The sequence below is a fragment of the Paeniglutamicibacter sulfureus genome (assembly GCF_039535115.1).
Lineage (GTDB): Bacteria > Actinomycetota > Actinomycetes > Actinomycetales > Micrococcaceae > Paeniglutamicibacter > Paeniglutamicibacter sulfureus.
In genome coordinates this window covers 1,515,031-1,527,187 of sequence record NZ_BAAAWO010000001.1, presented here as the reverse complement: position 1 = coordinate 1,527,187, position 12,157 = coordinate 1,515,031, and the positions used below count along the sequence as shown (strand labels likewise).

Genomic DNA, 12,157 nt, shown 5'->3' with positions numbered 1-12,157 from the left:
TCTGGCCGGGATCCTGCGAGCCACGCGCGGAGATCACCACATGTAGTGCATTGACAACCAGTAGTTTTTTCTCCCAGTCGATGTCGAATTCTAGCTGGCCATCCGGTCGACGAGGATGCAGCCCAGATGGGGCTTGAGGAGACCCCGCAGGGAAAGGGCCCGCTGGTTGCCACGGGCCAAATCCAGGGTTTCCTGCCAACCTCTGGAGATCGTGGGCCTGGTGAAATCCTGGGCCTGCTCGAATCCCCGCGCAGACATACTCGAAGCAAGTTCCTCGTTGACGAGCAACCGAATGACGGTCCCGGCCGCGGCTGCAGTGTCGCCGTATTCGACCAAATAGCCGGTCCCCGGTCTCCTCCGCCCGCCAAGTGGTCAATCAGGCGGGCCACGATTCACTCGACACCCTGCTCGAATCGTGGATCGAGGATGACGAGATGGCCGCCTCAGGGCGCAGGAACTCTACTTCGGGGCCGGGCGCGGGGACTCGACCGAGCGCTTCCATGAGCCGGTGTCGGGACTCATGGCCGAACGGCTGTCCAAACTTCCCAGGCCCCGGGCCGGGGCTTCACGCCAGCTCGGAGCCTTGGATGCCCGAGTGCCGCAACAAGGGGGTTCTGCTAGAGTTCCTGGCTGGGTTCGAGGCGAACGTTCGTGACGTGGTCCCTGCGGATGGAAACCGAACGCTCCACTGCCTGCCAGGTGGATTCACCGGCGGTGCACAGGACGAGAACGTCGTACACCCCGGGCAGCAGCTCGAACGTGCTGGCGTTGACCGGGGACACCGGTCCCAGTGCCGCCGCTGCGCCACCCAGTCCGCCGCCGCCGGAGGTGACCTCACTGGTGTTCTGCGCGCTGGCCTGGCAATCGGCGCCCGCGGGGAGCCCGGTGTCCGCCAACTCCAGCACCATTGATCCCTTCACGGAGCCGGCGCCGGAAGATGGGCGCTCGCCGCTGCCCGCGGAAGCCGAGGCGCTTGTCGTCGGGTTCGGCGTGGGGCTTTCGACGGCCGCGGAAGATGAAGGCACCGGTTCCGTGGAGCCCCGTGCGGACGGGTCGATGGTCGGACCGGGCGCCCCCGAATCGAAAAAGGCACATGCCGAAAGCAGGCAGATGATGGTTGTGCCACCCAAAAAGATTGCACCTATCCTGGATTTCCCCCGAGTCCCCATGGGCCCAGTATGTCAGGCCACGCCTCGCCTGTCAGGAGTAGAGCGCAGGAAATGTCGTGGTTCCTTTTCAGTGGCTTTCCCCTGGTGCGGCCTGCCAATTCCAGACCGGCCATGAGGATGCGAAACGTGGGTTTCCCCTTCGGTATTTTCGAGTCATCCCCCCAGGGGGACCGGCAGCGATGTGGGCGATCGAACCGCTGCCGAATAGTGCATGAACATCCAAGGATCCTCATTGTCATCAGGGGAAGGTTCGCGCCGATACCTGCGTCATTCCCGTCCGGGCTTGTGGTTTTGCGGGCACCGCGCGGGAGCTCCGGAAAAGAGTCAACGCACGCTATTTACATTGGAGAGCTCTCCCGCCATAGTTATCCGTACTTGGGGGGTTCAGGTCACTCGTAAAGCTTTTTGGGGGAGTGCCAGTTCCTCGGTTTTTTCACGGTCGGCGGTCAATCCGTCGCGCCGTCATCACCTTGGGAGTGCATTAAAGTGAATAAAAAAGGGGACAGGTCCGCGCAATCGGGCAAAAAATGGGGGGCTTTCGCAGCTGGGGCTGCGTTGGTGGCCGGAGGTGCCTTCGCACCGATTCCGGCGGCATTCGCCGCACCTCCGCCGGGTCAGGACTTCAACGTCACGCAAGGCGACCTGGAATACATCATCAAGCAAGTCGAGATTTCCGAGGCGCACGCCGAGCGGACGCTCACAAATCCCGATTCATCACCGCTGTGCGGAAACGACAAGCGGTTCGACGTCGCGTCGCAGACCTTCTTCGACGCCAAGGACCAACCCTGCGTGGGAAACCCGCTGCTGCCGCACGGCCTGCGGACCGTTGACGGGCGGTGGAACAACCTCATGCCGGGCCAAGACGGATTCGGCACGGCACAGGAAACGTTCCCGCGCCTGGTTCCGGCCGGGTACAAGGACGCCGAGGTCACGCCGCCGCGCGCCCCGGGCAACGACACCGACGCACCCGGAGCAGCCACGAGCTACAAGCAGACCGAGGGATTCGTCTACGATTCGGAACCACGCACCATCAGCAACCTGATCGTCGACCAGACGACCGGCAATCCGGCCGCCGGCGAAGTCGTCCAGCGGGTCGACGGGGCAGGCCCGGAGGGCACAAACAACACCTTTATCCCCGATATCGCCACCGACGAAGGGCTTTCGGCCTCCGCCACCAGCCTGTTCACGATCTTCGGCCAGTTCTTCGACCACGGTCTGGACCTGGTGTCCAAGGGCGGGAACGGCACCGTTGTGGTGCCCCTGAAGGAGGACGACCCGCTCTATGTCCCGGGCGGGCGCACCAACTTCCTGACCCTGACCCGCGCCACCATCGACACCGGTGATGACGGCACGGCGCGCGAACACGTCAACCGCACCACGCCGTTCGTGGACCAGAACCAGACCTACGGCTCGCACGCGTCACACCAGGCGTTCATGCGCGAATACGAGCTCGTGGAGGGCAAGCCCGTTCCCACGGGGAAGATCCTTGACGGTGCAGCAGGAGGTCTTCCCACGTGGGACGATGTCCAGGCCCAGGCAGCCGATAAGCTCGGAATCATCCTGGACGACTTCGACGTCCTGGACGTTCCGCTGCTCGCCACGGACCCCTACGGACACCTGATCCCCGGAGCCTCGGGCATGCCCCAGCTGGCCACCATCGAAGGGTTCAAGGAAGGCAACATCGGCTCGCCGATCGTCACGGACGGGCTCACGGCAAATGCATCGTTCCTGGACGACATCGCCCATGGTGCGACGCCGGCCGAGCCAAAGCCGTCGGTTCCCAATGATCCGAACTCCCCGCTGATCCCCGGCTACGACAACGACGCCCTGGGCAAGCACTTCATCACGGGCGATGGCCGCGGCAACGAGAACATCGGCCTGACCGCCGTGCACCACGTCTTCCACTCGGAGCACAACCGCCTGCAGGCACAGATCCAGGAAGAACTCGCTTCGATGCCTGCTGACCTACAGAACCGCTTCAACGCAAACGGCTTCTGGGACAAGGGCGAGCGACTGTTCCAGGCCGCCCGCTTCCTGACCGAGATGCAGTACCAGCACCTGGTCTTCGAGGAATTCGCCCGCCGGATCCAGCCGGAGATCGACACCACCGTGCTGAATGAGAACTCGTACCAGCCGGACGTGAACTCCTCGATCCGCGCCGAGTTCGCCCACTCCGTCTACCGGTTCGGGCACTCCATGCTGCGGGAGTCCATCCCGGTGGAACAGGCCGACGGCACGTTCGCCGACAAGCAACTCCTGGAGGCCTTCCTCAATCCCGCTTTGTTTGCGGCTTCGGGAACAGATTCCGCGGATGCCGCGGGCAACATCCTCAAGGGCCTGGCCAACCAGACCGCCAACGGCGTCGACGAGTTCGTCACCGATACCCTGCGCAACAAGCTTCTTGGCCTCCCGCTCGATCTCGCCACCATCAACATGGCGCGTGCGAGGGAAACCGGTACCCCGGGCCTCCAGGCGGCGCGCAAGGTGTTCTTTGCCGAGACGCGCGATCCCCAGCTGCAGCCCTACTCCAGCTGGCAGGACTTCAAGCTCTCGATGAAGAACCCGGAATCGATCGTCAACTTCATCGCCGCCTACGGCAACCACCCGTCCCTGACCGCCGCCACCACCCTGGCCGCCAAGCGTGCAGCCGGTACGACGCTCGCGGGCGACACGGCATTCATGAACCTTCCCGCGTCCGAAGCCGGACTGGACGACATTGACCTGTGGATGGGTGGACTGGCCGAGAAGCCGTTCGTCTTCGGCGGCATGCTCGGGGCCACGTTCAACCACGTCTTTGAGAAGCAACTCGAGGACCTGCAGAACGGTGACAGGTTCTACTACCTCTCCCGCAACCTGGGCAACTCGCTCTTCCACTCGCTGGAGGCGAACTCGCTGTCCCAGATCGTGCAGCGCAACACCACCGCGGACCGCGTCCCGCACGATGTCTTTGCGGCACCGCAGCTGACGTTCAACCTGGACGACGGCGCCAATCGCCAAGCAGATCTCAACGCGGCGGGCCTCACCGGTTCGCAGGCCGATGGCTGGCGGTTCACCGGAGACGAACACATCGTCGTCCAGGACGCCAAGGATGCCGAGGGCGCCGACCAAAGCAGCACCATCCGCACCGGCATCGGCGACGATTCGGTCTGGGGAAAGGGCGGCAACGACACCATCGAAGGCGACGACGGCGCAGACTCGCTCATGGGCGGCGACGGCGACGATGTCCTGACCGACATCTTCGGCGACGACCGTCTCCAAGGTGAAGCGGGCAACGACGCACTCAACGGCGGACCGGGCCTCGGCGACCTGCTCTTCGGTGGTTCCGGGCAGGACTTCATCGTCGGCGGCCAGGACTTCTCCACCAGCTTCGGCGGGCTCGGGAACGACTTCATCCTGGGCTCCACCGGGCGCGACAACGTCCGCGGCGATGAGGGAGATGACTGGATCGACGGCGGAACCAACGCCGACCTTCTGGTCGGCGACTTGAGCGGCACCGCGCAAAACGACCCCGGGATGTATCACGGCGGACATGACGTCCTGGTGGGCCGGACCGGCAACAACGACCACGACGCCGAAGGTGGCGACGACGTGATGGTCGGCGGCCCCGGCGCCGACCGCTTCCACGGCATGCTCGGCTTCGACTGGGTGACCTATGACAAGACCACCCACCCGGTTCGCGCCGACCTTGACCCCGTCCAGATCGTGCCGGGCGTCGAGAGCTCCATCGTCGATCGCTACGACGAGGTCGAGGCGTTCTCCGGATTCGACGGGGATGACGTCGTGCGCGGTGTGCGCAACCGCGATGCGTTCGAAGACCCCCAGAGGGACAAGATCGGGTACGGCCACCGGCTGACCCAGGCGCAGCTGGACCGCGTCACCGGCCTTCGCGACCTGCTCGGCGGCGGCGAGCAGCCTGTCTACGCCCTGCCCTTCCTTGACGGACAGGCCTTCGAGGCCGAGGACATGAACAACAACCTCATCCTCGGTGGCGGCGGCAGCGACCTGATCGAGCCCCGTCGGGGCGAGAACTTCGTTGACGGCGATGCCTGGCTGGACGTGAACATCGCCCTGGGCGATGAACGTTCCGATACGCTCGAGCCCTTCATCGAGCGCATCTTCGATCGCGCCATCAACCCGTCGGAGCTGACGATCGAACGGAAGATCCAGATCGCCACGGGCGGCAGCGACACCGTCGTGTACGGCATCAATGCCGCCGAGGCGCAGCTCGAAGCCCTGCCCGGGAACATGGTCAGGGTGACCACTACCGGAAACGACGCCAGCGTGGATGTGCTGCGCAACATTGAGCAGCTGCAGTTCGCCGACGGCATCATCGACATCAGCAACGGCCTCGGCGATCCCGATCCCGAGCCGGGCGTCGCGCTTTCGGTGGCACCGTCCTCCAACGCGGTTCCGGCAGTCGGCGGCCAGCTCACGGCCAATGTGCAGGGACCGGTCACCGGCGGCAGCGAGGTGGCCTTCGAACTCCAGGTCTTGCGCCTGGCACCGGACAACACCCAGTTCGCCACCACCACGCAGTCGAACACCACGGGCAAGTTCACCTTCACCGAGGCCGAGGCCGGATTCCCGGTCCAGGTCGTGGCGACCGTGACAGGGGTTGACGGTGCACCTTCACAGTTCATCTCCACCCCCACCGAAGGCACCCTGAGCACCCTGAAGGAAACCGTCACGGCGCAGGCTCCGGACCACAACCTGTCCAACAAGACCGTGACCATCCCGAAGGTCACCGGAGTTGCCTACTCCATCGACGGAGCCCTCAAGGAAGCCGGAACCTACCCGGCAACCACACAGGTGACTGTCACGGCGGAGGCGGCCTCGGAGAACTACATCGTCGAGTCCCGCAGCTGGAAGTTCGATTTGCGGACCGAAGTGACCCCGGCTGCTCCGACCTTCAGTGCCACGGCCAACCAGGTCAAGATTCCGGCTTCAACCGGAGTCGGCTACTTCATCGACGGTGAAGCGAAGGCTGCGGGTACGTACGTCAACGCCGGGTCGGGAACCGTGACGGCCAAGGCCGTTGACAGTTCGCACAAGGTGGCCGAAGGGGCGACGAGTTCTTGGAAGTTCGACAACAAGAACTCCGTGACGCCAACGGCACCCACCTTCAACGCCAGCAAGAACACCGTGGTGATTCCCGCCAAGGCGGGCGTTGCCTACTTCATCAACGGCGCGGCGAAGAAGGCAGGGACCTACTCCCACGGCGGCACCGGCACGGTCAGTGCCAAGGTTGCCAGCGGGGCCGAGGCCCTGGCCGGAACCACCTCGTGGAAGTTCGACAACCGCAACGCGGTGGTGCCCACCAAGCCCGCCTTCAGCGCGCCGGGAAACACGGTGAAGATCCCGTCCAAGACGGGCGTCCTCTACTACGTGAACGGTGTGAGGAAGGCTGCAGGTACCCACAAGTACAGCGGTTCGGGAACCGTCACCACCAAGGCGTCCTCCAGCTGGTACAAGCTGGCCGGAACGACGTCGTGGAAGTTCAACAACCGGAACACGGTGACCCCGACGAAGCCGTCCTTCAACGCAGGCAGGAACACTGTCACGATTCCCGCGAAGGCGGGCGTGGCATACTCCATCAACGGCGCGGTGAAGAAGGCCGGGACGTACTCCTTCGGCGGCACCGGCACGGTCACTGCCAAGGTTGCCAACGGGGCCGAGGCCCTGACCGGAACCACCTCGTGGAAGTTCGACAACCGCAACGCGGTGGTTCCCACGAAGACGTCCTTCAGTGCATCGGGAAACACGGTGAAGATCCCGTCCAAGACGGGCGTCCTCTACTACGTGAACGGTGTGCGGAAGACTGCAGGTACCCACCGGTATACCGGTACGGGCACCGTCACCACCAAGGCGTCCTCCAGCCACTACAAGCTGGCTGGAACGACGTCGTGGAAGTTCGACAACCGCAACGCCGTGGTGCCAACCAAGCCGGTGTTCAGTGCATCGAAGAACACGGTGAAGATCCCGGCGAAGGTAGGGGTTGTCTACTACGTCAACGGCGTGAAGAAGTCGGCCGGTACCCACCGGTACACCGGATCGGTCTCCGTCACCACCAAGGTGTCCTCCAGCTACTACAAGCTGACCGGAACGCAGAAGTGGAACGCCCGCCTCTAGTCTGAGGTTACGTTAAGGAATTGCCTCGGAACCGCATGGTTCCGGGGCAATTCCCCTCTTTTGGCCGAAAACTGTAGCCACTAAAGTTTTCACGAAAAGCCTTCCAATCTCCGCGAGCAAGGTGTAATTTGTTGCCATGGAACAAGGCACCAAGGCCATGCATGTAGCCATCAACACATCCCGCAGGGTCAACAAGGCCGGTGTGGAGGTCGAATACCGGTCCGCCCTGGTGCGCCGGACCTACCGCGAGGGCGGCAAGGTCAAGCACGAGACCCTGGGCAACATTTCCTACCTGCCCGAACGCGCCATCCTGGACCTGAAGGCGTCCCTGAACGGCAAGAGAATGGTGGACGCCGATGCCCGGATGCAGATCCTGCGCACCCTGCCCCACGGACACATCGACGCGATCTACGCCATGGCCCGCGGCCTGCGCTTCGAATCCCTGTTGGGCCCCGCCTGCCGGAACCGGGACCTCATCATGGCCCTGCTGGCGGCCCGGATCTGCAAGCCGACCTCCAAGCTCGCCACCCTGAACTGGTTCGCCGACACCACCCTGGGCACCGACCTCGGACCGGCCACCACCGACGAGCTCTACGCCGCCATGGACTGGCTCCTGGAACAACAACCCCGCATCGAAAAGCAGCTCGCCCGCACCCACCTCGGACCCGAACACAACCCCGAGGGCCTCGCGCTCTTTGACCTGTCCTCCTCCTGGGTCACCGGAACCCACAACCCGCTGGCAAAATTCGGGTATTCCAGGGACAAGAAACGCGGCTGCGAACAAATCGAATACGGCATGCTCGCCACCCGCGCCGGACTGCCCATCGCCGTGCGAGTGTTCCCCGGGAACACCGCCGACCCGACCGCATTCATCCAGATTGCCAAGGAGATCCACGCCCTCTCCGGCGTCCATGACCTGGCCATGGTCGGAGACCGCGGCATGATCACCAACGCACGGGTCGAAGACCTCAAAAAAGACACCGACTTCTCCTGGGTCACCGCGCTGCGCAACACCGACATCCAGCACCTCGCCGAGGACAACGGCCCCCTGCAGATGAGCCTGTTCGACCAACAAAACCTCGCCGAGATCACCCACCCGAAATACCCCGGCGAACGGCTCATCGCCTGCCGCAACCCCGCCCTGGCCGCCAAGCGCGCCCACAAACGCACCAACCTGCTCGAGGCCACCGAGGAAAAGCTGGAAACCATCAAGAAAGCGGTGGAGGCCGGCCGCCTCAAGGGCGCCGGAAAGATCGGGGTGAAGGTCGGCAAGGTCGCCGGCAAATACAACATGCAAAAGCACTTCAACCTCATCATCGAAGACACCGCCTTCACCTACACCCGCAACACCGGATCCATTGCCCGCGAGGCCGACCTGGACGGCATCTACGTCATCCGCACCAACCTCCCCGCCGACACCATGGACGCCCCCGAGGCGGTGCGCACCTACAAGTCCCTGGCCAACGTGGAAAAGATCTTCAAGACCCTCAAAACCCGCGACCTGGGCATCCGCCCCATCCGCCACTACACCGAAAACCGGACCCGAGCCCACGTCTTCCTCTGCATGCTCGCCGCCCACCTCACCTGGCACCTGCGCACCGCCCTCGCACCACTGACCTTCACCGACGAGAACCGACCCGTGCCCGAGGAACCCGTCGCCAAGGTCGAACGCTCCGCCGCCGCGGCATCCAAGGCCAGCACCCGGAAACTCGACGACGGGACCACCGCCACCAGCTACCAAGACCTCCTGACCCACCTGGGAACCCGGACCAGGAACACCACCAGCGTCCCGGGCACCGAGCGGACCTTCGAACTGCTTTCCCTGCCCACGCCCCGCCAACAAAGGGCCATGGACCTCATCGACCACCACATCAAAAACCACAGAAAGTAGCCAGAGAACCGGAACCAAAAACGCCAGGATCCCCGACAATCCGGGGATCCTGGCGTTCTGTCTGCCGTAACTTCAGTCTAGTGAACATCCGCTAGCAGCGACAAGGCAAAAGAGAGGCAGTCAACTTTCAGTTGACTGCCTCTCTTTTCGACGTCCGCGGCAATTTACCCTCCGCCGGCCGGGCAGAAACCCGCGTTAACGGTGCGCGGTGGGGGATTCGCAGGGCGAACCTGGCACGGATGAGTGAGGAGTCCGGAAAAAACTTGCCCACCGCATTGCGAATGCCGCTTGGCCACCTCAGCAGTAGCCGGAGATGGGGCAGCGCCCCGGGGAAATGACGGGGGAGGGGTGCCGCAGGCGCCTATTGATCCGCGGGATCAGCGGTGTACTCAACGTCCAGGCCGTCGCCGGATCCAGCTGTCGGGTTGGCTTCGCTGTCCCTCCGCTCCTCCAGCAGCACGGGTCGCTCACTATCCAGGCCGGGCTCGGTGTCGGGTTCATCCACGGGCCTGGCCTCGTCGGGAGCGATCATCCCGGCGGCGACGGCCTCGGCGTCCCCGGCGTCCAGTGGTTCAATGACTTCACCCATGACGTACCTCCTGCTCGGTGGGATTCCACCGTAGAACACGAAGGGTATCGGCTCAAGGGGCGGACGCGGATCCGCTGGGCCGGATGGCACGAACGGTCTGTGGCCGCCGCAAGTGCTTGCCCCACTCAAGAGAAAGAACCCTGCCCGAAGGTTGATCCTTCGGGCAGGGTTCCCCGGGTGTTCGATGGCACCAGGCTCCTCGTACACTCGACCTAGACTTGACGGCCGGTTGCAAACGCAACGCCCCGTCGCTTCGGAGGCACTGACCCCGCTAACGCACGTGGCAAAGGAGGAATGTTCTTGATCCGGGATTACAAGGGCTGGATGTTCTCCGCCTGCGGACCCTTGTCTCCACGGACAATATCAAACTGGACCTTCTGGTTCTCTTCCAGGGAGCGGTAGCCGCTGCTGGCGATCGCCGAATAATGGGCGAACACATCATCGGATCCATCATCGGGAGCGATGAAACCAAAGCCCTTTTCGGAATTGAACCACTTGACTACGCCTGTTGCCATTGTTGCATCCTCTTGTTGTGTCGCATCTCCACCGGCCAGAAGCCGACGTTGACAGGGATCTTCCCTGTCGCAATGCTACGGCCGCGCTTCGGCCAAGACAATGTATTGGACCTGCAACCAATGCCGGATGACGGGATCTCGTGTTTGTACCGGCTTCCAGGTGTCCGAGCGTCGGCCTCCTGGACCCTCGAGACGTGCACCCGGGGACGGACATGGAGTGACAACCGGACGGCGACGCCCCCAGGGTTCAGCGCAATCGCGGCAGCCGCGGCAGTTCTTCCGGCCGCCGACCGCACCGCGGGGCCGGGTGGGGATCCGGTGGTTTCATCCCTTCCCTCACGCGGGGAGGGGTTCTTAGACTGGAGATGGACGGCAAGCAGGGTCCGGCCTTAACCACGGGGCGGCGATGTCCCCGATGGGTACCTCGGAGATCCAGCATGGCCTGTTCACCCACCGTCCCGGGCACCAGGACTTGGCCTTGCCGCACAACATCCGAGATCCATGTTCATCGGAGCGCCCCACCCGCCATCCGTGCCCCCGGAAACCATGGACGCGTCATGGACCGACGGGTTTCCCCCACAAGGCAGCGGTCAGGGGCGGGACCATGCTCATCCTGGCATTGATGTGCGGCCCGGAGTCGATCCGCTACCAACTGCGCCACTGTGAACACGCGGATGCCCAGGACGCATCGGTTCTGCTCGCCTCGGGCGAGGTCCCCAAGAGTGGCGGGCGCCCGGACCTCTCCGGGAGCGGGAACGGAAACCAGGCCCTGGCGCACATCAAGAACCAAGTGCACGAGGTCCTGGGCGAAAGAACGATCGATGCCATCGGACACCGCGTGGTCCACGGCGGAGAGAAATTCACCGAGCCCGTGGCACTGACCGAGGAAACGATCGCCGCGCTGGAGGACCTGACGCGGTTGGCCCCACGGCACAACCCCGATGGACTTCAGGGAATCCGGGCCGCCGGCGCCTTGTGGCCCGGATTCCCGCAGGTGGCTGTCTTTGACACCGCCTTCCACCAGACGATGCCCGAGACCGCCTGGCGCTATGCCATCCCCGGGGGCTACTACAGCAGGCACGGGATCCGGCGCTACGAATTCCACGGGATCTCGGTCGGCCAGGTCACCCGCGCCGCATCGCATTTCCTGGGGCTGGGTGTCGGACAGTTCGACGGCATCATTGCGCACCTGGGCGATGGCTCATCCGTGACAGCCATCAAGGGGGGCCGCAGCATCGACACGTCCATGGGGTACTCGCCGGCTGACGGTTTGATCGGGAGCACCAGATGCGGGGACATCGATCCCTCGGTCCTGCTGTACCTCCAACGAAAAGGGCTTGATCCCGAGGGCGCGGAGGAAATGCTGGATCGGCACTGCGGGTTCCAGGCCCTCTGCGGCCTTGACGACCTGGCTTTCATGGAGAAAGTGGCATTGAACGGGGGGAAAGAGGCAGGCCTCGCCTTGGAAATGGCCGCCTATCGGCTGGCAAAATACGCGGGCGGCTATCATGTGGCCGTCGGCGGTGCCAAGGCCCTGGTCTTCACCGGAAGCATCGGGGAAAGCGCGGCCGGTTTCCGGTCATTGGTTGTCGGCAAGCTGGCGGCACTGGGCTTGGCACTTGACGAGGCCGCGAACCGGGCCCCGGCGCGGGAGCCGCGGTGCATCAGCACCGCCGGCTCCGCGTTCCCGGTGCTGGTGGTGCCCACCGACGAGGAACGGGCCATTGCCGAGGCCACGGCCGCACTCCTGAGCCGGACCGAGTCCGGGCGGATGGCGCAGCGCCCGGATCCGGTGCCGGCCGGCCCTGGCGCCCTCGCGACCCCGCTTCGGCGCCACGGCCGGTAACCAGTGCCGTGCCTGCTG

General features: G+C 64.3%; 7 protein-coding genes. 3 read left to right on the top strand and 4 right to left on the bottom strand.

The window, feature by feature from the left end; translation table 11 throughout:
* Positions 1–90: 90 nt before the first annotated feature.
* Positions 91–258 carry a hypothetical protein gene (locus ABD687_RS06905; protein WP_310292462.1) on the bottom strand — a complete coding sequence of 56 codons (168 nt, stop codon included), beginning with the start codon at positions 256–258 and terminating at the stop codon, positions 91–93.
* A 359-nt stretch (positions 259–617) separates the two neighbouring features.
* Positions 618–1,025, bottom strand: a complete 408-nt coding sequence (locus ABD687_RS06900) for a hypothetical protein (RefSeq protein ID WP_310292464.1) — start codon at positions 1,023–1,025, stop codon at positions 618–620.
* A gap of 702 nt (positions 1,026–1,727) precedes the next feature.
* On the opposite strand from ABD687_RS06900, the gene ABD687_RS06895 reads away from it, so the two are divergent.
* Together ABD687_RS06895 and ABD687_RS06890 are read left to right on the top strand one after the other, a co-directional pair.
* Positions 1,728–7,298 (top strand): peroxidase family protein, encoded by a 5,571-nt coding sequence (locus tag ABD687_RS06895; protein WP_310292466.1) that lies wholly within the window; start codon positions 1,728–1,730, stop codon positions 7,296–7,298.
* Between the two features lie 136 nt (positions 7,299–7,434).
* Complete coding sequence (locus ABD687_RS06890) at positions 7,435–9,189, top strand: IS1634 family transposase (protein WP_302262431.1); 1,755 nt, start codon at positions 7,435–7,437, stop codon at positions 9,187–9,189.
* A gap of 361 nt (positions 9,190–9,550) precedes the next feature.
* Here ABD687_RS06890 and ABD687_RS06885 read toward each other — a convergent pair whose 3' ends face one another.
* A complete protein-coding gene (locus ABD687_RS06885) occupies positions 9,551–9,778 on the bottom strand; it encodes a hypothetical protein (protein ID WP_302265222.1) in 228 nt (75 codons plus the stop codon).
* A gap of 311 nt (positions 9,779–10,089) precedes the next feature.
* Positions 10,090–10,293 carry a cold-shock protein gene (locus ABD687_RS06880; protein ID WP_264270861.1) on the bottom strand — a complete coding sequence of 68 codons (204 nt, stop codon included), beginning with the start codon at positions 10,291–10,293 and terminating at the stop codon, positions 10,090–10,092.
* A 604-nt stretch (positions 10,294–10,897) separates the two neighbouring features.
* On the opposite strand from ABD687_RS06880, the gene ABD687_RS06875 reads away from it, so the two are divergent.
* On the top strand, positions 10,898–12,139 hold the full coding sequence (locus ABD687_RS06875) for an acetate/propionate family kinase (protein ID WP_310292470.1): 1,242 nt from the start codon (positions 10,898–10,900) through the stop codon (positions 12,137–12,139).
* Positions 12,140–12,157 lie beyond the last annotated feature (18 nt).

Bases quoted from the DNA above. Each gene is read 5' to 3' on its own strand.
- ABD687_RS06905 (WP_310292462.1), bottom strand. From the start codon at position 258: ATGTCTGCGCGGGGATTCGAGCAGGCCCAGGATTTCACCAGGCCCACG.
- ABD687_RS06880 (WP_264270861.1), bottom strand. From the start codon at position 10,293: ATGGCAACAGGCGTAGTCAAGTGGTTCAATTCCGAAAAGGGCTTTGGT.
- ABD687_RS06890 (WP_302262431.1), top strand. From the start codon at position 7,435: ATGGAACAAGGCACCAAGGCCATGCATGTAGCCATCAACACATCCCGC.
- ABD687_RS06885 (WP_302265222.1), bottom strand. From the start codon at position 9,778: ATGGGTGAAGTCATTGAACCACTGGACGCCGGGGACGCCGAGGCCGTC.
- ABD687_RS06875 (WP_310292470.1), top strand. From the start codon at position 10,898: ATGCTCATCCTGGCATTGATGTGCGGCCCGGAGTCGATCCGCTACCAA.